The sequence below is a fragment of the Vogesella sp. EB genome (assembly GCF_001037925.1).
GTDB lineage: Bacteria > Pseudomonadota > Gammaproteobacteria > Burkholderiales > Chromobacteriaceae > Vogesella > Vogesella indigofera.
Window position 1 is genome coordinate 149,215 of the sequence record NZ_LFDT01000002.1, and the last position, 25,327, is coordinate 174,541.

At 64.4% G+C, this 25,327-nt stretch carries 16 protein-coding genes; 6 read left to right on the top strand and 10 right to left on the bottom strand.

Annotated features, from left to right (window positions below; genetic code table 11):
• Positions 1 to 8 precede the first annotated feature (8 nt).
• Positions 9 to 1,373 carry a chromate efflux transporter gene (gene chrA, locus ACG97_RS02190; RefSeq protein WP_047965676.1) on the top strand — a complete coding sequence of 455 codons (1,365 nt, stop codon included), beginning with the start codon at positions 9 to 11 and terminating at the stop codon, positions 1,371 to 1,373.
• A 160-nt stretch (positions 1,374 to 1,533) separates the two neighbouring features.
• Here chrA and ACG97_RS02195 read toward each other — a convergent pair whose 3' ends face one another.
• The 3 genes from ACG97_RS02195 to ACG97_RS17470 all read right to left on the bottom strand — a co-directional run bounded on the left by ACG97_RS02195 (position 1,534) and on the right by ACG97_RS17470 (position 4,400).
• Positions 1,534 to 1,911, bottom strand: a complete 378-nt coding sequence (locus ACG97_RS02195; RefSeq protein WP_047965677.1) for a YkvA family protein — start codon at positions 1,909 to 1,911, stop codon at positions 1,534 to 1,536.
• A gap of 276 nt (positions 1,912 to 2,187) precedes the next feature.
• The gene (locus tag ACG97_RS02200; protein ID WP_047965678.1) at positions 2,188 to 3,978 is read right to left on the bottom strand and encodes a PAS domain S-box protein; all 1,791 of its coding nucleotides are present in this window, start codon (positions 3,976 to 3,978) and stop codon (positions 2,188 to 2,190) included.
• Entirely contained in the window at positions 3,939 to 4,400 is a 462-nt protein-coding gene (locus tag ACG97_RS17470; protein WP_156167866.1) for a hypothetical protein, read from the bottom strand. The genes ACG97_RS02200 and ACG97_RS17470 overlap by 40 nt, the downstream gene beginning before the upstream one ends.
• Positions 4,401 to 4,908: 508 nt before the next feature.
• Between ACG97_RS17470 and ACG97_RS02205 the strand changes: the two genes are divergently transcribed.
• Complete coding sequence (locus ACG97_RS02205) at positions 4,909 to 5,622, top strand: DsbC family protein (protein ID WP_238377233.1); 714 nt, start codon at positions 4,909 to 4,911, stop codon at positions 5,620 to 5,622.
• 795 nt (positions 5,623 to 6,417) lie between these two features.
• Positions 6,418 to 8,220: an NEW3 domain-containing protein gene (locus ACG97_RS02210; RefSeq protein ID WP_047965680.1), complete on the top strand. Its 1,803-nt coding sequence runs from the start codon at positions 6,418 to 6,420 to the stop codon at positions 8,218 to 8,220.
• 122 nt (positions 8,221 to 8,342) lie between these two features.
• Here the strand turns inward: ACG97_RS02210 and ACG97_RS02215 are convergent, their stop codons facing one another.
• The 3 genes from ACG97_RS02215 to ahpC all read right to left on the bottom strand — a co-directional run bounded on the left by ACG97_RS02215 (position 8,343) and on the right by ahpC (position 13,339).
• Complete coding sequence (locus ACG97_RS02215; RefSeq protein WP_238377234.1) at positions 8,343 to 10,157, bottom strand: hypothetical protein; 1,815 nt, start codon at positions 10,155 to 10,157, stop codon at positions 8,343 to 8,345.
• A 556-nt stretch (positions 10,158 to 10,713) separates the two neighbouring features.
• Positions 10,714 to 12,288 carry an alkyl hydroperoxide reductase subunit F gene (gene ahpF / locus ACG97_RS02220; protein WP_047965682.1) on the bottom strand — a complete coding sequence of 525 codons (1,575 nt, stop codon included), beginning with the start codon at positions 12,286 to 12,288 and terminating at the stop codon, positions 10,714 to 10,716.
• Between the two features lie 487 nt (positions 12,289 to 12,775).
• On the bottom strand, positions 12,776 to 13,339 hold the full coding sequence (ahpC, locus tag ACG97_RS02225; RefSeq protein WP_047965683.1) for an alkyl hydroperoxide reductase subunit C: 564 nt from the start codon (positions 13,337 to 13,339) through the stop codon (positions 12,776 to 12,778).
• Positions 13,340 to 13,505: 166 nt separating this feature from the next.
• On the opposite strand from ahpC, the gene ACG97_RS02230 reads away from it, so the two are divergent.
• Positions 13,506 to 14,069: a lipocalin family protein gene (locus tag ACG97_RS02230; protein WP_047965684.1), complete on the top strand. Its 564-nt coding sequence runs from the start codon at positions 13,506 to 13,508 to the stop codon at positions 14,067 to 14,069.
• Between the two features lie 33 nt (positions 14,070 to 14,102).
• Here the strand turns inward: ACG97_RS02230 and ACG97_RS18175 are convergent, their stop codons facing one another.
• On the bottom strand, positions 14,103 to 15,419 hold the full coding sequence (locus ACG97_RS18175) for a methyl-accepting chemotaxis protein (RefSeq protein WP_047965685.1): 1,317 nt from the start codon (positions 15,417 to 15,419) through the stop codon (positions 14,103 to 14,105).
• Positions 15,420 to 15,868: 449 nt separating this feature from the next.
• On the opposite strand from ACG97_RS18175, the gene ACG97_RS02240 reads away from it, so the two are divergent.
• Together ACG97_RS02240 and ACG97_RS02245 are read left to right on the top strand one after the other, a co-directional pair.
• Positions 15,869 to 17,755 carry a methyl-accepting chemotaxis protein gene (locus ACG97_RS02240; protein ID WP_047965686.1) on the top strand — a complete coding sequence of 629 codons (1,887 nt, stop codon included), beginning with the start codon at positions 15,869 to 15,871 and terminating at the stop codon, positions 17,753 to 17,755.
• Positions 17,756 to 18,011: 256 nt separating this feature from the next.
• Positions 18,012 to 19,370 carry an MBL fold metallo-hydrolase RNA specificity domain-containing protein gene (locus ACG97_RS02245; protein ID WP_047965687.1) on the top strand — a complete coding sequence of 453 codons (1,359 nt, stop codon included), beginning with the start codon at positions 18,012 to 18,014 and terminating at the stop codon, positions 19,368 to 19,370.
• Between the two features lie 313 nt (positions 19,371 to 19,683).
• Here ACG97_RS02245 and ACG97_RS02250 read toward each other — a convergent pair whose 3' ends face one another.
• From ACG97_RS02250 to ACG97_RS02260, 3 genes are all read right to left on the bottom strand, one after another.
• On the bottom strand, positions 19,684 to 20,247 hold the full coding sequence (locus tag ACG97_RS02250; protein WP_238377235.1) for a DUF1993 family protein: 564 nt from the start codon (positions 20,245 to 20,247) through the stop codon (positions 19,684 to 19,686).
• A gap of 99 nt (positions 20,248 to 20,346) precedes the next feature.
• Positions 20,347 to 22,068: a thiamine pyrophosphate-binding protein gene (locus ACG97_RS02255; protein WP_047965688.1), complete on the bottom strand. Its 1,722-nt coding sequence runs from the start codon at positions 22,066 to 22,068 to the stop codon at positions 20,347 to 20,349.
• A gap of 184 nt (positions 22,069 to 22,252) precedes the next feature.
• Positions 22,253 to 25,312, bottom strand: a complete 3,060-nt coding sequence (locus tag ACG97_RS02260; protein WP_047965689.1) for an FAD-binding and (Fe-S)-binding domain-containing protein — start codon at positions 25,310 to 25,312, stop codon at positions 22,253 to 22,255.
• Between the last annotated feature and the right edge of the window lie 15 nt (positions 25,313 to 25,327).

Consider the following 25,327-nt stretch of genomic DNA (forward strand, 5'->3'; position numbering starts at 1 on the left):
CCACCGCCATGACACCACCCGACACCGCCACCGCCAAGCTCGCCGTGAGCGAGCCCCCCGCCCCCGTCAGCCTGTGGCAGGCCTTCCGTTTCTGGCTCAAGCTGGGGCTGATCAGCTTTGGCGGCCCGGCCGGGCAGATCGCCATCATGCACCAGGAGCTGGTGGAGAAGCGGCGCTGGCTGTCCGAGCGCCGTTTCCTGCACGCGCTGAACTACTGCATGCTGCTGCCCGGCCCGGAGGCGCAGCAGCTGGCCACCTACATCGGCTGGCTGATGCACCGCAGCGTGGGCGGCATCATCGCCGGCACCCTGTTCGTGCTGCCGTCGCTGTTGCTGCTGATCCTGCTGTCGTGGCTGTACGTCGCCTTTGGCGAGGTGCCGCTGGTGGCCGGCCTGTTCTACGGCATCAAGCCGGCGGTCACCGCCATCGTGCTGCAGGCCGCGCACCGCATCGGCCTGCGTGCGCTGCGCCACCGGCTGCTGTGGGGCATCGCGGCGGCATCCTTTGTCGCCATCTTCGTGCTACGGCTGCCGTTCCCGCTGATCGTGGCCGCGGCCGCGCTGGCCGGCCATGTCGGCGGCCGTCTGGTACCGGCCGCCTTCCACGGCGCGGGGGGACACGCTGCCGCCGGCCAGTCGTTCGGCGCCGCGCTGATCGACGACGACACGCCGTCACCACCGCACGCGCGCTTTTGCTGGCGCCGGCTGGGACTGGTGCTGGCGGTGGGTGCGCTGCTGTGGCTGCTGCCGATGGTGCTGCTGACGCTGACTTATGGTTGGCCGCACACGCTGCCGCAGATGGGCTGGTTCTTCAGCAAGGCGGCGCTGCTGACCTTCGGCGGCGCCTACGCGGTGCTGCCCTATGTCTACCAGGGGGCGGTGGAACACTTCGGCTGGCTGACGGCGACGCAGATGATCGACGGCCTGGCGCTGGGCGAAACCACGCCGGGGCCGCTGATCATGGTGGTGGCCTTTGTCGGTTTTGTCGGCGCCTACGGCCAGGCGCTGTTCGGGCCGGAGGCTCTGTTTGCTGCCGGGGCTGTCGCCGCCGGCGTGGTGACCTGGTTCACCTTCCTGCCCTCCTTCCTGTTCATCCTCGCCGGCGGGCCGCTGGTGGAAGCCACCCATGGCGACCTCAAGTTCACCGCGCCGCTGACCGCCATCACCGCCGCCGTGGTCGGCGTGATCCTCAATCTGGCGCTGTTCTTCGGCTACCACGTGCTGTGGCCGCACGGCTTTGCTGGCGGCCTCGACTGGCCGTCGCTGCTGATTGCGCTGCTGGCGGCGGTGGCACTGTTCCGCTTCAAGCGCAACGTGATCCACGTCATCGCCGGCTGCGCCGTGCTCGGGCTGGCGCTGAAAATGCTGCTGTAAGCAGCGTGCTCACCGCCTCACCAGCGCACGCGAGACAAGGCGACAACGGCCGCGGCAGCGGTGTTTAGCAGTGCTAACGGCACATGCCTGACTGGTACTTGACGCCGTATCGCGCCATTGGGATCGAGTCGCCACCGGGGGTGAAGCGGCGCCAAGGCGCTCAGCGCGGCCAGCAATACCACGCCAGCGCCAGCGCGCTGCCCAGCCACAGGCCGACGATCACCACCGCCGCGCGGCGGCTGCGTGGCCGCGTCAGCAGCTGTGCCGCCTGTTCGCGACAGGCGACCAGCACCGCCGGCGGCAGGCAGCGCAGCACCAGCAGCAAACCCAGCGGCAGCAGCAGCAAGTCATCGACATAACCGAGCAGCGGCACGAAATCGGGGATCAGGTCGATCGGGCTCAGCGCGTAGGCGGCCACCAGTAAGGCCAGCAGCCGCAGCCAGCGCGGCGTGGCCGGATGGCGCGCGGCAAAGTAGACGGTGACGACATCGCGCTTGAGTTGATGCGCCCAGCGCCGGGCGGTGGCAAGCAAGGACATGGCGGCTCCAAAGGTTGGCCGCAAGCATGCTGCGGCCCGCCACCATCATGCCGCGACCGCCGGCACTTGTCAGGCGCGCGAGTGCGGGCTACGGGCGGACCCGATACCGGGCGTGTCTGTCGCCCTGGCAAGCGCGCCAGCGGCGCACGGGCGCGTGGCCCTGTGCGGCCGGATCCCGCTGCGGCAGCAAAATCGTCGGCGGTGCGCGGCGCGCCAATGACAACGCCGACCGTCGGCAGACGGTCGGCGTGCAGGACCGGAAACAGCCGCTGCGCGCTAGCCGGACAGCCGTTGCAGCGAATTGGCCAGCTCGCTGATGCGCTGCTTGGTTTCATCCACCAGGCCGTTGATCTCCTTGGCCGAGGACGACGAGCGCGAGGCCAGCTTGCGCACCTCGTCCGCCACCACGGCAAAGCCGCGCCCGGCCTCGCCGGCCCGCGCCGCCTCGATCGCCGCGTTCAGCGACAGCAGATTGGTCTGCGCCGCGATCTCGTCGATCACCGACACGATCTGGCCGATCTGGTTGCTGGAGGCCAGCACCGCGTTCATCGCGCCGTCGGTGGTGTCGCGGCTCTCGTGCTCGCCCTGCACGTTCTTCACGAACGCGGTGTAGGCAATGCGCCCTTCCAGCCGGATCTTGGACAGCGACAGCATGCCCCACACCTTGCTGCCGTCCTTGCGCTCTATGCTGACCTCGCGGCTGGTGCCGACGATCTTGTCCTGGCCGCTGCTGCGGTTGGCGTTGACCAGATGGTCGTGATTGCTCTGGATCGCCTGCGGCACCAGCATTTTCACGTTGTGGCCGATCACCTCGCGGCGCTCGTAGCCCCACAGCCGCTCCGCCGCCGCGTTGAAAAAGGTGATCAGGTTGTGCTCGTCGATGCAGACCACCGCATCCAGCGCCTGCTCCAGCGTCTGGTTCATCATCTCGCGCGCCTCGCGCTCGCGGGTCACGTCCTTGACGAAGGCGGTGTAGCTGATGCGATCGCCGCAGCGCACCCGCGACAGCGACAGGCTGCCCCACACCTTGCTGCCGTCCTTGCGCTCGATGCAGACCTCGCGGCTGGTGCCGACGATCTTGTCGACGCCGGTGCGGCGGTTGGCGTTGACCAGCTCGTCGTGCTGCGACTGGATCATCTGCGGCACCAGCATCTTCACGTTGTGGCCGATCACCTCCCGCCGCTCGTAGCCCCACAGCCGCTCCGCCGCCGCGTTGAAGAAGGTGACGTTGTTGTCCGGATCGATGCTGACCACCGCGTCCAGCGCCTGCTCCAGCGTCTGGTTCAGCGCCTCGCGCACCTGGCGCTCCTTGGTGATGTCCTTGACGAAGGCGGTGTAGGTGATGCGGCCCTCGATCTCCACCTTGGACAGCGACAGGTTGCCCCACAGCTGGGTGCCGTCCTTGCGGAAGACCGGCACGTCGCGGCTGGTGCCGACGATCTTGTCCTGGCCGGTGTGGCGGTTGGCGTTGACGTAGCCATCGTGGCTGCCCTGGATGTCCTTGGGCACCAGCATCTTGATGTTCTGCCCCAGCACCTCGCTGCGCGCGTAGCCCCACAGCCGCTCGGCCGCGGCATTGAAAAAGGTGATCAGGTTGTGCTCGTCGATGCTGACCACCGCGTCCAGCGCCTGCTCCAGCGTCTGCCGGATGCTTTCGCGCGCCGTGTGTTCGGTGGTGATGTCGCGCACAAAGGCGGTATAGGTGATCGACTTGCCCTGCTGCACCTTGGACAGCGACAGGCTGCCCCACACCTTGCCGCCGTCCTTGCGCTCGATCAGCACCTCGCGGCTGCTGCCGACGATCTTGTCGACGCCGGTTTCGCGGTTGGCGTTCACCAGCCGGTCGTGATCGTGGCGGATCAGCTGCGGCACCAGCAGCTTCACGTTCTGGCCCAGCACCTCCAGCGCGCTGTAGCCCCACAGCCGTTCGGCGGCGGGGTTGAAATAGGTAATATTGTTATTGTCATCAATACTGACCACGGCATCGACGGCCTGGTCCAGTATCTGCCGCGTGGTGTCACCCAGATTCAGGCGCAGCAAACGCGCAATTGACTGACGGCTTCCCATGGCTCACTTCCCCTTATGATCGCTTTGTAATCAGCCGCAATCGCCAATCCGCCGCCTCCCCGGCCCGGACCGCCACCACCGCATTGCTGCAAACTCAAATTGATCTTAGTGGCCAGCTCATGAAAATCAAATAATTTATTGATGTTAAAAATACCAACAACACGCAATAAGCAATAAAGTTTTCTACAAAGAAAATAACCAATATTTAACACCCGCCGCAGAGTGCATTTCAGCCATGTCCGCAGCAGGTGAGGCCGCCCCCCATCCGGCAGGCAATGGCCGCCGCCACCACTCGGCACAACCCGCCGATACCGCGCCGCGCCAAGCCTGGTCTGCCCCGTAGCGGTGCCAGCGGCAGCACCGGCAAGGTGCACGCCACGGCCAGGCAGCGCGGCGGATTGCACCGTCTTGTACGGCGCCATTCAGCAAAAACCCGCGCGCTGATTTTAAATTTCATGACATGTTAAAAACTTGAAGCAGCGTCATGACGCCTTGCCAGCGTGGCGAAGGCTTGACCGGCAAACGGTGCGCCAAGGTGAATGAGCACGGCAACATGACGCTCAAGCAGTATTACTATTGAAATACCATTCGATTAAAAATAATGATCACCATGCCGGCATCAGCACCACGCTTTACCAGCTGCCGGCCAGGCCACCGCGGCTCGCCGCGGCGACAAGGTTGGCCGCAAGCCGGCACTGCAACCGGCCACCACTGCACGGCGAACATCATTGACCGAGCGGTGACCGGGGATGGCCGCGCGACCGCCGTGCCAGCGCATTGCGGTGATCCCGATAAAAACCCGCCATGACAAACAATCACCATAAAACATGAATCTGCCCATTACGGATGATGAATAGTCGGCAGCAAAACCCAATCTGAACTATATCGGATTGATCTTTTCTGCATTTATCGGCCATCGGGAGATTCATCATGAGAATGCTGCTGCGCAGTTCACTGCTGATTACCGCCTTGCTGTCGGCACTGGCGGTGGCGGACGAGCAATCGGTGAAACGCTCATTCGAAGAACGCTTCCCCGGCGCAGAGGTGTCCTCGGTGAAAAAGGAGGCGCTGACCGGCTTGTACGAGGTTTATGCCATCGGCCAGTTATTCTATGTCGATGAAAAGGTCAGCTACGCGATCCAGGGCAATCTGATCAATGCCCAGACCCGGCAAAGCCTGAGCGCCGAGCGCATGAAAGTGCTGTCCGAGATCAGCTTCAACAAGCTGCCTTTCGAGCAGGCGATCAAGATCGTCAGGGGCAACGGCAAGCGCCAGGTCGCCGTATTCGAGGACCCGGATTGCCCGTTCTGCAAGCAGCTGGAACGCGAGCTGCAGAAGGTCAACGATGTCACCATCTACGTGTTCCTGTACCCCATCGAACAGCTGCACCCCGGTGCCACGCTGAAGTCGCGCAAGATCTGGTGCGCACCGGACCGCGCCAAGGCCTGGCTGGCGTCGGTGCACGACAACACCGTGCCGGAGGGCAGCGGCGAGTGCGACACCCCGATCACCAATCTGGCCAAACTGGCGCGCACCCACCGCATTACCGGCACGCCGACGCTGATCTTCGCCAATAACGAGCGCGTTGCCGGGGCGATACCGGCGGCACGAATAGAGCAGCTGCTGGGCAACACCACGCCCTGAACCGGCCTCGCCGACAAGCCCCACAGCACGACTGCCGTCTGGTACCGGCTAGCCGCAACAGCGGCTAGTCCGGCGCGCCACACCTCCCGCCGGCACGATGTGCCGGCGCGGCGTTGGCAGCGCCGTCGCCACCGCACGGCCAAGCGGCTTGGCGCGCGCGCACCCGCATTTCCTTCTCCGCACCGCCAACGTTGGCCGCAGACCCGCTGCCGCCGCGCCACATTCCCTGCCCCGTTCCGATCCCGCCTCCTGCCCCGCCGCATGCACGCTGCGCGCCGGCGTGCGGCGCTGTCGTCCTGGCATCACCCTTCCAAGTTTACTTTTAATCTATTCCGGGTTATTTATTGCCACCAAGCAATGTATATTGCTTATGAATTAAAAAACAGCAGTTTGAATCAATAAAATATCGGAATGATTAATATCATTTTGTTTAATATAAAATAAACAATCCATCATGACAAAATCAAAAAACAACAATAAAAACAATCACATTTATATATTTCATCGATTGATTTTTGGCAATATTGCCATTACCAGTTTCTTGTGTATAGTTCGCTCTTCAATATTAAGTAAATTCTCGGAATATTCATCACCCGCCGCCCGGAGCCGCAGTTAACCGGTGCACAGCTGCACACACGCAACAAAACACTTTCAAGCAGACGCTGATACTAATAAAACTGCATCAATGAAAACATTTAGTCTGTTTTCAGAAAATGTGCCTTCTACGAGTATGGTCATGAGTGGTGTAGGCAGTTGCGGGGGATGGGCTTTTCTTTTGATGATGAGAGGAATGTCATGCTTCAACGCGCAATGCGTGCCTGCGGCCAACGTTTCGGCCTGCCGACGATGTTGCCGGGCGCCTGCTTGCTGCTTCTGCTGCTTGCGGCACCAGGTATCACCCTGGCGTCAGGCAAGACAACACCGGCCCTGCCAGCCAGCGTGGCCGCCAAGCCAATCCAGCTTGAAGGCGAGCTGGAGCTGTGGACCGAAGATGACTTCAAGAACAAGAAGAGCCACTCGCGGCAGTTCCTGAAGACCGAAGCGGGGCAACGCTACGAGCTTAAATTCAAGACAAAACAGCCTCAGCATGAGCCGGGCAGCAAGGTACGGGTACAGGGCACGCTGAGCGGCAACAGCCTGATGCTGGAAACCGGTGGCGACACCAGCTACCAGTACCTGGCGGCACCGGCGACGGGGATCAATGCCCTGGGGGTGCAAAGTACGGCGGTGCTGCTGGTCAACTTCCAGGATCAGCCTGCCAACAAGCCCTGGACGCCTGAGCAGTGGCACAGCTTCGTGTTCGGCAGCGCCAGCGGCTCCGTCAACAATTTCTACCTGGAAAACTCTTACCAGCAGACCTCGTTCAGCGGCAAGGTATTCGGCTGGTACACGCTGCCGCTCAACAGCACCGATACCTGCAACAGCGACAACATCGCCAGCGCCGCCAAGGCGGCGGCCAGTGCCGCCGGGGTTGATCTCTCCGGCTATGCCCGCGTTGTGTATGCGTTTCCCAATACCAGCAGCTGCAGCTGGGGCGGCCTGTCCTCGGTGGGCAGCGTTCCCTCGCAGTCCTTCATCAACGGCACCATGTCGCTCAGTGTGGTCGGGCACGAGCTGGGCCACGCTCTCGGCTTGTGGCATTCGCACGGCCTGGACTGCGATGTCAGCGCCACCGGCAACAGCTGCACCTATGTCGAGTATGGCGACCGCGTCGATATCATGGGATGGCAAACGGGGCATCTGAATGCCTTCCAGAAGGAAAGGCTGGGCTGGTTGAACTACAGCGCCTCTCCTGCCATTACCACGGTGCAGAACAGCGGCAGCTATGTGATCGAGCCGATCGAGACGAGCGGCAGCAACGCCAAGGGGCTGAAGATTCTCAAGAGTACCGACCCGGTCACCGGCGCCAAGACCTGGTATTACCTTGAGTACCGCCAACCGATCGGGGTTGACTACTACTTCAGCACCAACAGCATTTATCAGCCGGGCAATATCTTTGCGGGGGTGTGGGTACGCACCGGCACGGATGGTGCCGCGTCGAGCAGCTACGCACTGGACATGACGCCGGGCAGCTTGTCCTACTCTGCCACCGCCGATCTGGCCGACCCGGCCCTGGTGATCGGACAAAGCTATACCGACACCAGCGCAGGCGTGACCATCACCCCGACCTGGGCCAACAGCAGCGGCATCGGCGTGGATGTCACGTTTGCCAAGAGCACCTGCACCCGCGCCAACCCGTCGCTGGTGATGTCGTCGCCAGGCAGCACGGTCGTAGCCGGCACCGCGGTGACCTACACCGTCGCGGTCACCAATAACGACAGCAGTAGCTGCAGCGCCGCCAGTTTCAGCCTGCAAGGCAGCCTGCCCAGCGGCTGGAGCGGCAGCTGGAAAAACGCCAGCCTGAGCCTCGCCGCCGGCAGCAGCGCATCGACCACCCTGACGGTCACCTCGCCAGGCTCGGCGCTGGCCGGGAGCTACAGCATCGGAGCCAAGGCCAGCAACAGCAGTGCCACCGCATACAGTGGCAGCGGCGCGTCAAGCTACGTGATCGGCAGCAGCACGACCACCACGACCAGGGCCAAGGGACGCAGCAAGTAAGCGCAGGGGACGGCGCCCGTGGTGCCGACGCCAGATGAAAAGGGCGATGGGTCTTGCGACCCATCGCCCTGGCTTTTCCCAATGCTCAGGAAAGGCGGTTTGTTTACTGCAGTCCCGGCCGGTCAGTCACTGGTATCAGTGACATCCGGAATACCATCAAGGTCGGTATCGCACAGGTAGCAGGTGGCATTCACCGGACCTGCGGTGAAGGTGCCATTGATGCTGCCCTCGCCCGTTACACTCACGCCATCGGTGAACGCGGCGCTGGACGGCGGATTGACCAGATCGGCATTGGTCGGGTTGTAACTACCCAGGAAGCAGGCAGTCTCGTTTGGTGCCAGTACCAGATCCGACTTGGCCAGGCCAGTGATGCAATCAACCTGGTTCAGCGTGCTGACCTTGGTATCAACCGGAGTCGTGATGGTCACCGACTGGTTGGAAGTGCTCGGATTGGTCACCTCGACTCTGACATCGGTTTGCAGCGCCAGCAGACCATTGGTACCGGCCACCAGCTGCATCCCTTTGCAGACCTTGGTGATATCCAGATCCGCCGTCACTGTCGCCTGGCAAGCGCTCGCGCTGACGGCACTGACCACCGCATCCTTCGTGATATCGCTCTGCCCTGGTGCAGAACCGGCCGCAGCATGGATAGCATTTTGGAAGCTGTTCAGGCTGCCGACACACGAAATGCCGACGGTTACGCTCGCTCCCGGAGCCAGGCTGCTGGCCACTTTCACCGGCGTGCCGGTAATGAGTTCGGTGCCGTTGACATTCTGATCGCCAGTGTTGCTGGTGATGGTGCAGCTGGTTTCGCCGGTATTGGCAAAGTTGAAGCTCTCGTTAATGGTTACGTCATAGACGGTTCCGGTTGGGCTGGAGTTGGTGACCGTGGCCGTAAACGGACTGGTAAAGGTGGCAAAGTCGCTATTCACGGTTGCCTGGGTGCACGCCTTGGCCGCGCCAATACTGCAGTTGGAGAAATCACCCAGCGCAAAGTCGAAGATGGTGGCACCGAGCGAGGTCGACGAACGGGTATCGGCCAGATAGCGGTTGAAGCATCCGGAGATACCGACCGCAGTCAGGTCAATGCCGCCTTCGAAGAACATGCCGATATCCAGATCCTTGCTGCTGGTGTAGGCAGGGCCGCTAGGATTGGAGGTCTTGCTTTTTACCAGCCAAGGCACATCGGCATTGGCGCCATCGCCGTTGAGCACGGCAGTGTTGACCCTGGCACAAACGTTAAAAGCATCGCCGTTGCACTCGCCACCAGAGGCGATCGGTGACGTGCCAAGCGAACCATTCGCGCCGCCGTTCCAGCGGTAGGCCTTGATCTCGCTGACGCGGCCACCATTGGTAAATTCGGACACGATCAATACGTCGCCATCGGTGTGATTGCCGACGAATGAGGTTGTGCCGCTACCGGCAGGGCAGCTGACATCCGGGTCCTTGAGGAACCAGAAACCGACATCCTTGGTACCGTCATTGGAGGCCACATCCAGAGCAAAGTAGACAATCAGGTGATTGTTTGGATTGATGTAGGCAACCGCGTAGGCATTGTTGATATCAGTCTTGTCATTGACGTTGTTGGTCTTCTTGCACTGCCAGCCCGGGGTGATGTTCAGGGTATCCTTACTCCCGGTAGCGAACAGGCTGTTGTCGTTGCTGGTGGCCGGAAAAAAGTCAACGACGAAGGTTGGCGAACTGAAGCCGCTAGGCAGCGACGCTTTCGGGGTGGCGCCGACAGCAGGGAGATTGCTGTCAAAGACATCACTCCAGTCCGGCTTCTCTTGGGTGCCGCCCTTCATGTCGCCGTCAAGTTGGAAATAGGTTGCCGGGTTATCTGCTAAGGCGAACGGCGTGATGCCCATGCCCATGACGCCCAGACAGCACAGGGCGAAGGCGGACAGCGCCTTTCTTAGCTTGGTTAATGAGAACATTTTGTGCCTCCATTAGATCGCAATGTAGAGGCGGTTCCTGCCAAGGAATCGCACGCGTGATTCCCACCTCATGGCACGTGCCGATAACGTTCACACCGCATGGCTTCTTGCATGGAGGCGATTGCGCCAGCAAGCGCCGGCACCACCGCCAAAGCTCTATCGGTACTACACCTCGTCCTGACAATCCCAGACCGTGATGAAAGCCCTCCTCTCTGATGCCGGCTGGGTTTGCTACGCTTCATCGTAGGTTACAGTAAAAACAGATTCAAGCAACTGTTGAAAATATAACATCAGGAAAGCTGGCAGGAAAATCAGTATTGATCAGCATTTTTGCGGCAGAAATCACCACGCGGAACGACGAAAAAGACAGTTGTGACTAGCGGCGGGCGCCACGAGCTGACCGCCGCGGCGGCTGGCCAGCCGCACGCGGGGTGCGCAATGCAGTATAGGCCGCGGTACGAGCGCCGGCACACGACAAAAAGCCCCGCATCATCCGATACGGGGCTTGCATCTGGGATGCCAAGGTTGGCCGCAAGCTGCGGCACCAACCTTTGGCTCAGTCGGCGGACACGCCGCTGCGGATCAGGTGATCGAAGGCGCCGAGCGCGGCCTTGGCGCCCTCGCCCATGGCGATGATGATCTGCTTGTATGGCACGTCGGTCACGTCACCGGCGGCGAACACGCCGGGCACGGTGGTGTCCTGATGGCGGCCCACCAGGATCTCGCCACGGCTGGACAGCTCCACGCTGCCGCGCAGCCAGTCGGTGTTCGGCAGCAGGCCGATCTGCACGAAGATGCCTTCCAGCGCGATGTGGCGGGCGTCGCCGCTGACGCGGTCGAGGTAGGCCAGACCGTTGACCTTGCTGCCGTCGCCGGTGACTTCGGTCGTCTGCGCCTGCAGGATGACCGTCACATTGGGCAGGCTACGCAATTTGTTCTGCAGCACCGCGTCGGCACGCATCGCATCGCCGAACTCCAGCAGCGTCACGTGCGACACGATACCGGCCAGATCGATGGCCGCTTCCACCCCGGAGTTGCCGCCGCCGATCACCGCCACGCGCTTGCCCTTGAACAGCGGGCCGTCGCAGTGCGGGCAGTAGGCCACGCCCTTGTTGCGGTAGGCCTGTTCGCCCGGCACGTTCATCTCGCGCCAGCGCGCACCGGTGGCGATGATCACCGTTTTGGCGCGCAGCACAGCACCGCTTTGCAACTGGATTTCGGTGAGGCCGCTGGCACTTTCGCTGGCGGCCACCAGCTTGCTGGCGCGCTGCAGGTTCATCACGTCCACGTCGTACTCCTTGACGTGCTGTTCCAGCGCCATCGCCAGTTTCGGGCCTTCGGTCTCTTTCATCGAGATGAAGTTCTCGATGCTCATGGTGTCCAGCACCTGGCCGCCGAAACGCTCCGCCACCACGCCGGTGCGGATGCCCTTGCGCGCAGTGTAGATGGCCGCCGCGGCACCGGCCGGGCCACCGCCGACCACCAGTACGTCGAAGGCGTCTTTCCGGTCGATGTTGGCCGCATCGCGGGCGGCGGCGCCGGTGTCCAGCTTGGCGACGATTTCTTCCAGCCCCATGCGGCCCTGGCCGAACACTTCACCATTCAGGTACACGGTGGGCACCGACATGATCTGGCGGGTAGTCACTTCGTCCTGGAACAGCGCGCCGTCGATCATGGTGTGGCGGATGCCGGGGTTGAGCACCGCCATCAGGTTCAGTGCCTGCACCACATCCGGGCAGTTCTGGCACGACAGCGAGATATAGGTCTCGAACGTGTATTCACCGCTCAGGTCTTTCACCTGCTGGATCAGGTCCTGGCCGGCCTTGGACGGATGACCGCCTACCTGCAGCAGCGCCAGCACCAGCGAGGTGAACTCGTGGCCCATCGGCACGCCGGCAAACTGCACACGGCTGGCGGCCTCGCCGTTGCGGCCAACAGTGAACGACGGCTTGCGCGCATCATTACCGTCAAAGCGGGCGCTGACCTTGTCGGACAGCGCGGCGATCTCGGCGATCAGGCCGCGTACTTCCTCGTCTTTCGGGCCGTTGCCCAGCGAGGCCACCAGCTCGATCGGGTGCTGCAGGTTGGTCAGGTAAGCTTGCAGTTGCGTCTTGATATTGTTGTCCAGCATGGTGTGCTCCTTGGTATACGGGTACCCGGGAAAGTGGCCTCTACGAGCCGCTAACAACCCCCCTGATCCTGCGTTGCGCCTCCTTGCCGCACGACGTGTACTGTCTGCGTCGGCGCGCCTTGGCTCAGGTTCTCTGCGAGGTGTTGTTCGTGGCGCTAAGGTTGGCCGCAAGGCCGTTTTCCGGGGCACCCGGCAATGAATGTCGGGTACTTCTTTGTGTGGGGCTGCCACCTGGTTTCCGTCGATGATTCGACCCGTGAGCGCGAAGGCAAGCAAGCGGGGGCGCAGACAGTACATGTAGTACGGCAAGCCCCCGCGCCGCGCCGCCGACAAAGCTATCGGGCCGAAGGGCGGCGGAAACGCAGCAAAGCGTCACGAGTGCCCGTCAGTGCGGTGCGGCCGCAGCGCAGGCACCGGAATGTACGTTGAGTACATGAGGATGCCGAGCAGCGCCCAAGCCGCAATCACGGGCACGCAGCAGCTTTGCTTAGATCTTGCCTACCAGGTCCAGCGACGGTGCCAGCGTGGCATCGCCTTCTTTCCACTTGGCCGGGCACACTTCACCCGGGTGCGCCGCCACGTACTGGGCCGCCTTGATCTTGCGCAGCAGCTCGGAGGCATCGCGGCCCACGCCGCCGGCGCTGATTTCCACGATCTGGATCTTGCCTTCCGGATCGATCACGAAGGTGCCGCGATCGGCCAGGCCGGCTTCCTCGATCAGCACACCGAAGTTGCGCGAGATCAGGTGCGTCGGGTCGGCCAGCATCGGATACTGGATCTTCTTGATGGTGTCGGAGGTGTCGTGCCACGCTTTGTGGGTAAAGTGGGTGTCGGTGGACACCGAGTAGATTTCCACGCCCATATCACGGAACTGCGGATACAGGTCAGCCAGGTCGCCCAGTTCGGTCGGGCACACGAAGGTGAAGTCGGCCGGGTAGAAGAACACCACCGACCACTTGCCCAGCAGCGTCTGGTCAGTCACGTCGATAAACTGGCCGTTGTGGAAGGCTTTGCTGGCAAACGGTTTGATCTGGCTGTTGATGATGGACATGCTTCGCTCCTTGAATGGGTGAGTCGTTGTCGACGGATGGATCATGCCGGATTGCGATAGCTAATTCCAATTGAATGTTTTTTTCAGATAGTTTTATTTTCTTTATCACGCCATTGCCGCGCCCAGCATCGGTCTCGCGGCTGGCCAGCCCGCCGGGAATCCGCTCATGAAAAAGACCCTTGTTGCCGCCCTGCTGTGCCTCGCCACCCTGCCGGCCTGCGCCAGCCCGCAGCCGGCGGGCATTGCCGGCGACGGCCGCCTCCAAACCATTGCCGCGCTGGATGTGCCGCGCTACATGGGCACCTGGTACGAGATCGCCCGCTTTCCCAACTGGTTTCAGCAAAAGTGCGTCGCCAATGCCAGCGCCCGTTACCGGCTGCAGGCGGACGGCACGGTGACGGTGGACAATCGCTGCCGGCTGGCCAATGGCGACATCAGCAGCGCCAGCGGCAGCGCGCGGCAAATCGGCGGTGCCAGCTCGCCAAAGCTGCAGGTGCGCTTCGCGCCGGCCTGGCTGTCATGGTTGCCGTGGGTGTGGGGGGATTACTGGGTGATCGATCTGGACGAGGACTACCAGCTGGTCGCCGTCAGCGAGCCGAAGCGTGACTACCTGTGGGTGCTGGCGCGCAGCCGCAGCGTGACGCCGGCCGCCTACGCCGCGCTGCTGGCGCGGCTGCGGCAGCAGGGCTTTGATACCGGCCGGCTACAGCGCACGCCGCAGCTCGACTGAGCGCCAGCCACCTGGCCGCCGAGCGGCGCCGGCTCAGGACTTGAGGTGGGTAAAGCGGCCGATGGCTTCCACCACCGCGTGGGCGCCGTCGCGGATCTGCGCGATGGTGCTGCCGGCGCGCTGCGTCAGCGTCACGCTGTGCTGCGCCTGTTGCAGGATCTGCGCCATGCTTTGCACCGCGCTGCCGGTCTGTTGCTGGATGTCGCCGACCATGGCGGCAATTTCGGTGGTCGACGCGGTGGTGCGCTCCGCCAGCTTGCGCACCTCGTCGGCCACCACCGCGAAGCCGCGCCCGGTCTCGCCGGCACGCGCCGCCTCGATCGCCGCGTTCAGCGCCAAGAGGTTGGTCTGGTCGGCGATGTCCTTGATGGTCTGCACGATGGAGGTGATCTGCAGCGAGCGCGCGCCCAGCTGCTGCACCGTGTGGCTGGCCGCCTCGATGCTGCCGGCCATCTGCCGGATCTCGTCCACGCTCTGGCTGATGCCGGCCACGCCGCTGTCCGACCAGTCCAGCGTCTGCCGTGACGAGCTGTAGGCAAACTGGGCGCTGTCGCGCTCCTGCTGCACCTGCTCGACGCGGGCGCTGATGTCGGTGGCGAACTTGATCACGCTGACCACCTGCTGGTTTTCGTCCAGCACCGGGTTGTAGCTAGCCTCCAGCCACACCGTGCGGCCGTCGTGGTGGCGGCGCCGGATCTGGCCGGCAAAGAACTCGCCGCGGCGCAGGCGCTGCCACAGCTGCTCGTACTCGGCGCTGTCACCGAACTCGCGCTCGCACAGCAGGCGGTGATGCTGGCCGCGCAGCTGCTCCAGGCGGTAACCCATGGTGCGCAGGAAGTTGTCGTTGGCACCGACGATGCGGCCGTCGGGGCTGAATTCGATGGTCGCCATCGCACGATCCAGCGCCTGCAGCACCGAGCGGTTGTGCGCCGCTTCGCGCACGCGGGCGGTGATGTCGGTCGCAAACTTCACATAGCCGCTGATGTGGCCGGCGGCGTCGACAACCGGACTGTAGGTCGCCTCCAGCCACACCACCCCGCCTGCGGCGGTAACGCGCTGCACCTTGCCCTGGAACGGCTCGCCGCGCTGCAACCGCGCCCAGAACTGCGCGTAGTCACGGCTGGCGACATCGTCGCTGGCGCAGAACAGGCTGTGCGGCTGGCCGAGGATATCGCCGAGCTGGCGGTAACCCAGCGTGTCCAGAAAGTTCTGGTTGGCCGCCACCACCCTGCGCTCCGCATCGAAATGGACGCTGGCAAAGGAACGCTCCAGCGCGCTGGCAATCGCCTGCTGGGTGCGCAGCTGCTGTTGCAGCTCGCCGATCTGCTGTTTGAGCCGGGTATTGAACATGGCGTTTTCTCGTGGTGACGAACGGGTTATCGTACTTTTGTATAGCTATTGTATTGTACAAATTTCTTATTTACAAAAAATTGCAGGCGTTATGTCCGGGCCGGCGGCGACGCAACTCGCTAGCGTGACTTATCGAGATGGCCGGCCATTGCCCGGATATGGCTAAAAGCCGCGCCGGCACTGGCGCTGCGCCTTGCGGCCAACCTTGGCACGTACGGCGCTACCGTCATCAAACTGACAAGCCGTGTTGCAATACTGTCGCGTGCCGCGATGCCGCACTTCAGGCTGGCGGCAGCTGTTATAGATTGTTATCATCGCGCGCGCTGATTTATCACAAAGATTCATAAAATAAAGTGCGAACGCGGCACCCCCAACACACCCCACCCGACCCCGGCAACGCCAGGCGGCCAGCAGAGTCGCCGCGTTGCCCCGTTATTACGAGGAATGCCATGTCGTTAAAACAGCGACTCCTGTTTTTTGTCGCCATCCTGCTGGCGATTGCCATCGCGGTGCTGTCCGCCCTTGCCTACCAGCGCATGCGCAGCGAGATCATCCACGGCGTGCAGCAGGAGCTGGACGCCGCCATCGCCGGCAACAGCGAGGCACTCGGCCGCTGGCTGGCCCAGCGCCGCGACGCCATCCAGGCGACGGCCAACCGCCTCGGCGATGTCGATGCCAGCGCGCCGTACCCGTTCCTGCAACAGGGCAAGGACGCCGGTGGTTTCGATCAGACCTTTGCCGGCTACGCCGACAAGGCGATGCGCTACCACACGCCTGACAAGCTGGCGGCCGACGGCTACGACCCGACCGCGCGGCCGTGGTACCAGCTGGCCAGCACACAAAAAGGGGTCGCCATCACCGCCCCTTATGTGTTCACCAGCTCGCAAAAGCTGGGCGTGACTGTCGCCAGCCCGATCATGCGCGACGGTGCGCAGCTCGGCGTGGCCGGCGGTGACATCTCGCTGGACGGTCTCACCACCGTGGTGAAGTCAATCAAGCTGCGCGGTGACGGTTACGCCTTCCTGGTCACGCGCGACGGCAAGATCGTCAGCCACCCGGCGGCCGACTCCACCCTCAAGCCGGTGGCAGAGGTGATGCCGGGCTTTGACGCCGCGCTGGTCAGCGCCGCCGGCAACAGCCCGACGCTGCATGAAGTGGAGATCGACGGCCGCAGCCACTACGCCGAGGTAGCCAGTATCGCCGGCAGCGACTGGGTGCTGGGCACGGTGGTAGAGAAGGACGTGATGCTGGCCCCGCTGAACCAGCTGCTGCTGACGCTGGTGCTGGCCGGGTTGGTGGTGGCGGTAGCCGGCATCGTGCTGGCCAACTTCGCCCTCACCCGCCTGCTGGCCAGCCTGGTGCGGCTGCGCGATGCGTTGCTGGATGTCGCCAGCGGCGACGGCGACCTGACCCACCAGCTGGTGGTGGACAAGCAGGACGAGATTGGCCAGACCGCCGAGGCGTTCAACCGCTTCATCGGCAGCCTGCGGCAGATGTTCCTGGAAGTGCGCGAGCACTCGGTGTCGCTCAACGGCGGCATCGACGCGCTGAACGGCATCACCCGCCAGCTGGCCAGCGATTCGCAGCAGCAGGCCGACGCCTCCAGCGCCACCGCCGCCACCATCGAACAGATCACCGTCAGCATCAACCACATCGCCAGCAATGCCACCTCGGCGGAAGAGGTGGTGGTGCTGACCGGGCAGACCTCGCGCCAGTCGGCGCAGGCGGTGGGCGAGCTGGCCGGCGGCATCGAGCGCATCGCCGGCCAGGTCGGCCAGCTGGCCACCACCCTGGGCGGCCTGGGGCAGCGTTCGGCGCAGATGGACCAGATCATCAACGTGATCAAGGACATCGCCGACCAGACCAACCTCCTGGCGCTGAACGCGGCGATCGAGGCGGCACGCGCCGGCGAGACCGGACGCGGCTTCGCGGTGGTCGCCGACGAGGTGCGCAAGCTGGCCGAGCGCACCGCCAAGGCCACGGTGGAGATCGGCGAGCTGATCGACGCCACCCACCACGACGTGGAATCGGCGCTGGGCAATATGGAACACACCCGGGAATCGGTCCGCCACGGGGTCAGCGCCTCGCGCCAGGTCGCCGGGCAGATGGCCGGTATCGAGGACGAGGTGGCGCGTGTGGTACTGACCATCCGCGATATCGCCGACGCCACCCGCGAGCAGTCGATCGCCACCACCGATATGGCGCGCGCGGCGGAGACCGCCAACCACATGGCGATCGAAACCGACCAGGCGGTGCAGAACGCCACCCGCACCGTGGACGAGCTGCACCAGCTGTCCAACCACCTGCATGACATGGTGGCGCGCTTCCGCATCTGAGCCACGGCATCCGCAGCATGACAAGGTTGGCCGCAGCGTCCGCGCTGCGGCCAACCTTTTTTGGTTTTACGCCTCATCGCGGCCGGCAGCACCACCGCACGCCATCTACCTGACCTGAAATGGCCAAGCGGTGCAGGCCATCGCAAATCGGCACCACCGCCCGCGCGGCGACTCACTATATATAAGAGTGAACTGCCGCGCCGCCCCCACTGCGCGACGCCCTGCCACCAGCGCCCCAGCGGCACAGGAAACGCTCATGCACCTCACCTTTCTCGGCGCCGCCGGCACCGTCACCGGCAGCAAGTACCTGCTGGAATGCGGCGGCCGCAAGATCCTGCTCGATTGCGGCCTGTTTCAGGGCTACAAGCAGCTGCGGCTGCGCAACTGGGCCGGGCTGCCGTTCGCCCCGGCCGATCTCGACGCGGTGGTGCTCAGCCACGCCCACCTCGACCACAGCGGCTACCTGCCGGCGCTGGTGCGCGACGGCTTTCGCGGCCCGGTGTACGCCACCGAAGCCAGCTGCGAGCTGGCGGCGATCCTGCTGCCCGACAGTGGCTACCTGCTGGAAGAAGAAGCCGAATACGCCAACCGCCGCGGCTACTCCAAGCACCAGCCGGCACTGCCGCTATACACCGAGGCCGACGCCGAACGCGCGCTGGCCTACCTGCGGCCGCTGCCGTTCAACCAGCGCCGCGAAATCTTCCCCGATATCCAGCTGCTGCTACGCCCGGCCGGCCACATCCTCGGCGCCGCCACCGTCACCATCGAGGCCGAAGGCAAGACCCTGGTCTGCTCCGGCGACCTCGGCCGCCAGCACGACCCGATCATGCTGCCGCCGCAGCCGATCCAGCACGCCGACTACCTGCTGGTGGAATCCACCTACGGCGACCGCAGCCACCCCGCCACCGCGGTAGCCGATGTGCTGGCCGAGGTCATCAACCGCACCGTTGGTCGCCACGGCATCACCGTGATCCCGTCCTTTGCCGTCGCCCGCGCCCAGCTGCTGATGTACTACATCTACCAGCTGAAACAGAGCGGCCGCATCCCGCAAAAACTGCCGGTGTACATCAACAGCCCGATGGCCAGCGACGTCACCGCGCTGTACCAGCAGTTCCGCCACCAGCACAAGCTGTCGGAAAGCGAGTGCGAAGGCATGTGCCGCGTCGCCCACATCGTGCGTTCGGTCGACGAATCCAAGCGCCTGAACCAGACCAAAGAGCCGGCTATCATCATCGCCGCCAGCGGCATGGCCACCGGCGGCCGGGTGCTGCACCACCTGAAGGCGTTCGCGCCCAATCCGCGCAACACGCTGCTGTTTTCCGGCTTCCAGGCTGGCGGCACCCGCGGCGCACTGATCGTGGCCGGCGCCGACTCGGTGCGCATCCACGGCCAGGACGTGCCGATCAATGCCGAAGTGGTGGCGCTGGAACACCTGTCCGCCCACGCCGACAGCAACGAGATCATGCAGTGGCTGACAGGCTTCAGCGCCGCGCCGCAACAGGTGTTCGTGATCCACGGCGAACCGGCCGCCGCCGACGCGCTGCGCCGCCGTATCAGCCTGGAGCTGCACTGGCACGCGACGGTGCCGGAACACCAGCAGCGCGTTGCGTTGTAACGGCACCGGGCGTGGCGGCGGCGAGATGCCGCTTGCAGCAGCCGCTTAGCGCCGCTAACAAAACCTCGTAGCGCACCTGAGCCAAGGCGCGCCGACGCAAACAGTACAAGTCGTACGGCAAGGAGGCGCAACGCAGGATCAGGGGTTTGGTTAGCGGCTCTTAGAACCTGTTCAAAGTCTCGCGCGCTCACGCGAGACAAGGCGAAAACGACTGAGGAAGCGGAGTTTACATGGGGTAAATGAGCATTCCGAAGTCGTTTTCAACGCCGTATCGCCCCATTGAAATCAATCGCAGCAGACATTGAACAGGTTCTTAGCCGCCGCCCAGGTAATCACCCTTGCCCAGCGGCACGCCGTTGTGACGCAGGATGTCGTAGGCGGTGGTGAGGTGGAAGTAGAAGTTGGGCAGCACGAAATACTGCAGGTAGTCCTGGCCGGTGAAATTCAGCGTCTGGTTGGGAAACTTCATCACGATGTCGCGCGCTTCGCTGCCGTCGAACTGTGCCGCTTGCAGACCCTGCAGAAACAGCACGGTCCTGGCGATACGCTGCTGCAACTCGTCGAAACCGGTTTCGGTATCCGGATAACTGGGGACCTCCACCCCGGCCAACCGTGCGCCGCAGCCCTTGGCGGTATCCGCCGCAATCTGCACCTGGCGAATCAGTGGAAACATGTCCGGCGCCAGCCGCGCCTGCAGCAAGACGGCGGCGTCGACATGGCGGCTTTCGGCATTCAGCAACGCCTTGTCGAGGATGGCGGACAGATTGGCCAGCCCGCGCAACAACGGCGGTATCGCGGCCTGGTACATGGAAAGCGGCATGATGGCTTCCTCGGTGAGTGTGGCGGCCAGGGTTGGCCGCCGGAACAACTTCACCATAGCCGATAGTCCGGCAAGCAGCCCCGTTCTTGTGCCACCTTCCCTTGCGCCACAACAAAAAACCGGCCCGCAGGCCGGTTTCCTCACGTCTGGCAAAGCTCAGTCGCGCGCCAGTGCCGCTGCCGTAATGGTGGTAAGCGTGGCGCGGGTGCTGATGATGTCCGGCGACAGGCGGATTTCCAGCAGAGTGCCGTTCGGGCGCGCCAGTGCCCGTTCCAGCGCAGCGTCGAACTCGTCGTTGCTGGCGATGCGCTCGGCGGCGTAGCCGTAGGCGCTGGCCAGCTGGCAGAAGTCCGGGTTGCCCAGCTGGGTGCCGCTGATGCGGTTGGGGTACTCGCGCTCCTGGTGCATGCGGATGGTGCCGTACACGCCGTTGTTGAGCAGCAGGATGATGGATTTGCCGCCGTGCTGCAGCGCGGTAGCCAGTTCCTGGCCGTTCATCAGGAAGTCGCCGTCGCCGGCGATGGTGAAGGCGGTGCGGCCGGTGGCGAGGTTGGCAGCAATGCCGGCCGGCACGCCGTAGCCCATGGCGCCGTTGGTGGGTGCCAGCTGGGTTTTGTGGCCTTTCACCACGCCGTGGTACTGGAAGTAGCGGTGGATCCAGCTGGCGAAGTTGCCGGCGCCGTTGGTGATGACCGCGTCGGCCGGCAGCTGGCGCTGCAGGCTGGCGATCACGCGCGGCAGGTCGATGTCGCCGCTGATGCCTTCGCTCAGCCCGGCCAGACGCTGCGGCACCAGGTTGGCGCGGTAGTCGGCGTTCAGCTGCCGGCTCCAGGCCTGCCAGCGCGGGGCGGCGGACGGCGTGGGCAGTGCGGCCAGTGCCTGCGCGGCGGCATTGACGCCGGACTGGATCGCCACGTCGGCCTGGTACACGCGGTCCAGCTCGTCGCCCTGCGGCAGGATGTGCACCAGTTGCTGCTGGCTGCGCGGCGCCTGCAGCAGGGTGTAGCCGCCGGTGGTCATCTCGCCCAGCCGAGCGCCGATGGCGATGATCAGGTCGCTGTTGCGGATGTTGGCCGCCAGCGCCGGGTTGATGCCGATGCCGACGTCGCCGGCATACAGCGGGTGATGGTTGTCGAAGGTGTCCTGGAAGCGGAAGGCATTACCCACCGGCAGCTGCCAGCGCTCGGCAAAGGCTTGCAGCGCGGCGGCGCCTGCGGCGTCCCAGCCGCTGCCGCCAGCGATCAGCAGCGGGCGCTCGGCCTGCTCCAGCAGGCGTTGCAGCGCGGCGATGCCAGCCGGGTCCGGGAACGGGGTCACCGCCTCCACCCGCGGCAGCGGCGCCAGGCTGTCGGCCACCGGCTGCACCAGCATGTCTTCCGGCAACACCAGCACCACCGGGCCGGGACGACCGTTCATGGCGGTGGCGAAGGCGCGGCTGATGTATTCCGGGATGCGGTTGGCGTCGTCGATGCGCTCCACGCGCTTGGCCATGCCCTTGGTGGACGGGCCGAAGTACACGCTGTAGTCCATCTCCTGGAACGCTTCGCGGTCGCGACAATCGCTGCCCACGTCGCCCACCAGCAGCACCATGGGGGTGGAATCCTGGAACGCGGTATGCACGCCGATGCTGGCATTGGTGGCACCGGGGCCACGCGTGACCAGGCACACGCCGGGGCGGCGCGTGAGCTTGCCGTGCGCCTCGGCCATGAAGGCGGCGCCGCCTTCGTTACGGCAGGCCACGAAGCGGATCTGCTCGCGGCTGCGATAGAAGCCGTCCAGTACCGCCAGGTAGCTTTCGCCCGGTACGCCAAAGGCGATGTCCACACCCTGTGCCACCAGGCACTCCACCAGCAGATGCCCTGCCAACTTGCTGTTCATGCATTACCCCCTTGTCGGTGGTGAGTTGTCCTCGCGCGGCCAACCTTAGCAGCCACGCGTCTGGCGATTCGAAAATTTTCTAGGCGCCCGCCTGGCAGGCCGCTTCGGCCCACCGCAAAACAGTCACGGCCGGGAGCCATGCTCCCGACAAAATGCAGTACAACGGCGCTGGCAGAACCTATGGTCAGGCAGCCGGCGTCAAAGCCCTCAACAACGCACTGGCCGGGTGCGGCAGTGCCACGTCGTCCATCAGCGCCACCTGGCAGCGGCAGGAATAGCCGGTAGCCAGCAGCGGGCTGTCGTCACGCTGGCCGGCCACAATGCCTTGCCAGCTCTGACGATAGATGGTTTCCGACAGCGCGCGCTTGTCGGCCTCGTGGCCGAAGGTGCCGGCCATGCCGCAGCAGCCGCTGGCGCGGGTGGCCAGGTTCAGGCCGCAGGCGGCGAACACCTTTTGCCAGTCGCCCGCCGCCGCCGGGGCGTTGGTCTTCTCGGTGCAGTGCGGCAGCAGGGTGTAGCTTGCGCGCCCGATATCATCACTTTGGGCAGCTCGCGCGTCGGCCGGCAGCTCGGCCAGTCGGCTGGCCAGCCATTCCTGCAGCAGCTGCACCTTGGGCAACTCGCCCGGCAATGCCAGCTTGGCGTATTCGCTGCGGTAAGTCAGCGTCATCGACGGGTCGATGCCCACCAGCGGCAGGCCGCTGGCCGCCAGCTGTTGCAGGCTGGCCACGTTGGCCGCAGCCACTTTTTCGAAGCGGGCGAGGAAGCCATGCACGTGCAGCGGCTTGCCGTTGGCGCGGAACGGCGCCAGCAGCGGCACAAAGCCCAGCCGCTGCAGCAGCGCGCACACGTCCAGCACCAGCGGGGTTTCGAAGTAGCTGGTAAACGCGTCCTGCACCACGATCACCGCGCGGGCGCGCTCCGCCGCCGACAAGGCCGCCAGCGCCTGTGCACTGGCCACCGCCACGCCGCGGCGTGCCAGCTCGGCTTGCAGGTTGATGCCGGACAACAGCGGGCTTTCCACCAGGTTGAGCCGGCGCAGCAGCATGCGGCCAACCTTGCTGCCGATCACGCCGTTGTACAGCCACGGCAGGCGTGCTGCCAGCGGCAGCGTATGTTCCAGCCCGCCGATCAGGTAGTCCTTGAGCGGGCGCAAGTATCGGCCGTAGTACAGCTCCAGGAACTTGGCGCGGAAGCTTGGCACGTCCACTTTCACCGGGCACTGGCCGACACAGGATTTGCACGCCAGGCAGCCGTCCATCGCCTCTTTCACTTCGTGCGAGAAGTCGGCCTCGCCACGGCGCTGGCCCAGGGTGTTGGCGATGCGCGCCGGCAGGCCGGCGACAAAGCCGCGCGCGCGCAGCGCACGGCTGGCGCTCAGCGGGTCGCTGCCCTGCGCTGCCAGCTGGCGCAGCCATTCACGCAGCAGCGAGGCGCGGCCTTTCGGCGAGTGGCGCCGCTCGCGGGTGCCCTTCCACGACGGGCACATGGCGTCGTCGGGGTCGAAGTTGTAGCAGGCGCCGTTGCCGTTGCAGTGCAGCGCCTCGTCGTAGTGCTGGCGCACGGCGATGGGGATGGTGCGGTCCAGCTGACCACGGGTGGTGACGCCGTCCACCTTCCACAAGCCGTCTGGTGTTGGCGCGGCGATCTTGCCCGGGTTGAGCTGGTTGTACGGGTCGAACGCCGCCTTGATCTGCTGCAGCCGCGGGTACAGCGGGCCGAAGAAGGCCGGCGCGTACTCGGAGCGCACGCCCTTGCCGTGCTCGCCCCACAGCAGGCCGTGGTATTTCCGGGTGAGTGCCACCACGCCGTCGGTGATGCTGCGCACCAGGCCTTCCTGCGCCGGGTCTTTCATGTCGATGGCCGGGCGCACGTGCAGCACGCCGGCATCCACATGGCCGAACATGCCGTAGCGCACGCCGTGGCTGTCCAGCAGCGCGCGGAATTCGGCGATGTAATCGGCCAGGTTTTCCGGTGGCACCGCGGTGTCTTCCACAAACGGAATCGGCCGGCGGCTGTCGTTGACGTTGCCCAGCAGGCCCACCGATTTCTTGCGCATGCCCCAGATGCGGCCAACGGCGGCGCCGCGCGCCACGGTGTGGCCCTGGCGGCCATGGCTGTCGCCCTCGGCGCTCAGCTGCGCACCGATATTCGCCAGCGTGGCTTCCAGTGCGGCATCGCTGTCGGCGAGGAATTCCACCAGGTTGATGCCCTGCGCCGGGGTGGCATCGTCCGGAAAAAATTCGCGCACGCCGTGCCACACGATGTCCTGCCGCGCCAGGTTCAGTACCGTGGAATCCACCGTTTCGATGGAAGCGGCACCCAGCTGCATCAGCGCCGGCGCGTCGCGCAGCGCGGCATCGAAACTGGTGTAACGCACATTCACCAGCGCGCTGGCACGCGGGATCGGCAGCACGTTCAGGCGAGCCTCGACAATGAAGCCCAGCGTGCCTTCCGAACCGCACAGGATGTTGTTGAGGTTGAAGCGGCCAGCCTCGTCGCGGATATGCGCCAGGTCGTAGCCGGTCAGGCAACGGTTGAGCTTGGGAAACTTGTCGGCGATCAGAGCCGCGTCGTCGCGCTGGATATCGTCCAGCAGGCGATGCACCGCGCCAACGCGGTCGTCGCGGCGGCTGATGGCGGCAAACTCGGCCTCGGGGAGCGGAGCGGAGTGCCACAGCGTGCCGTCCAGCAGCACGGTGTCCAGTTCCAGCACGTGGTCGCGGGTCTTGCCGTACAGGCAGGAGCCCTGGCCGCTGGCGTCGGTGTTGATCATGCCGCCGATGGTGGCCCGGTTGGAGGTGGACAGCTCCGGCGCAAAGAACAGCCCGTGCGCCTTCAGCGCGGCATTGAGCTGGTCTTTCACCACGCCGCCCTGTACCCGCACCCAGCGCTCTGCGGCGTTGATTTCCAGGATGCGGTTCATGTGGCGCGAGATATCCACGATCACGCCCTCGCCCAGCGACTGGCCGTTGGTGCCGGTGCCGCCGCCACGGGCGTTCAGGCTCAGCCCCTGGAAGCGCGGCTCGCCGGCCAGGCGGGCGATGCGGATTACGTCGTCGTTATCGCGCGGGAACACCACCAGCTGCGGCAGCACCTGGTAGATGGAGTTATCGGTGGACAGCACGGTCCGGTCGGCATAAGCGTGGCTGATCTCGCCGGCAAAGCCGCGCACGGCCAGTTCAGCCGAGAAGTCGAGGTACAGCGTGTCGCTGGTGGGGGTGGTATGCAGACGGGGAATCATGTGTGTGTTCAGGCT

Bases quoted from the DNA above. Each gene is read 5' to 3' on its own strand.
- chrA (WP_047965676.1), top strand. From the start codon at position 9: ATGACACCACCCGACACCGCCACCGCCAAGCTCGCCGTGAGCGAGCCC.
- ACG97_RS02195 (WP_047965677.1), bottom strand. From the start codon at position 1,911: ATGTCCTTGCTTGCCACCGCCCGGCGCTGGGCGCATCAACTCAAGCGC.
- ACG97_RS02200 (WP_047965678.1), bottom strand. From the start codon at position 3,978: ATGGGAAGCCGTCAGTCAATTGCGCGTTTGCTGCGCCTGAATCTGGGT.
- ACG97_RS17470 (WP_156167866.1), bottom strand. From the start codon at position 4,400: ATGGCGCCGTACAAGACGGTGCAATCCGCCGCGCTGCCTGGCCGTGGC.
- ACG97_RS02205 (WP_238377233.1), top strand. From the start codon at position 4,909: ATGAGAATGCTGCTGCGCAGTTCACTGCTGATTACCGCCTTGCTGTCG.
- ACG97_RS02210 (WP_047965680.1), top strand. From the start codon at position 6,418: ATGCTTCAACGCGCAATGCGTGCCTGCGGCCAACGTTTCGGCCTGCCG.
- ACG97_RS02215 (WP_238377234.1), bottom strand. From the start codon at position 10,157: ATGTTCTCATTAACCAAGCTAAGAAAGGCGCTGTCCGCCTTCGCCCTG.
- ahpF (WP_047965682.1), bottom strand. From the start codon at position 12,288: ATGCTGGACAACAATATCAAGACGCAACTGCAAGCTTACCTGACCAAC.
- ahpC (WP_047965683.1), bottom strand. From the start codon at position 13,339: ATGTCCATCATCAACAGCCAGATCAAACCGTTTGCCAGCAAAGCCTTC.
- ACG97_RS02230 (WP_047965684.1), top strand. From the start codon at position 13,506: ATGAAAAAGACCCTTGTTGCCGCCCTGCTGTGCCTCGCCACCCTGCCG.
- ACG97_RS18175 (WP_047965685.1), bottom strand. From the start codon at position 15,419: ATGTTCAATACCCGGCTCAAACAGCAGATCGGCGAGCTGCAACAGCAG.
- ACG97_RS02240 (WP_047965686.1), top strand. From the start codon at position 15,869: ATGTCGTTAAAACAGCGACTCCTGTTTTTTGTCGCCATCCTGCTGGCG.
- ACG97_RS02245 (WP_047965687.1), top strand. From the start codon at position 18,012: ATGCACCTCACCTTTCTCGGCGCCGCCGGCACCGTCACCGGCAGCAAG.
- ACG97_RS02250 (WP_238377235.1), bottom strand. From the start codon at position 20,247: ATGGTGAAGTTGTTCCGGCGGCCAACCCTGGCCGCCACACTCACCGAG.
- ACG97_RS02255 (WP_047965688.1), bottom strand. From the start codon at position 22,068: ATGAACAGCAAGTTGGCAGGGCATCTGCTGGTGGAGTGCCTGGTGGCA.
- ACG97_RS02260 (WP_047965689.1), bottom strand. From the start codon at position 25,312: ATGATTCCCCGTCTGCATACCACCCCCACCAGCGACACGCTGTACCTC.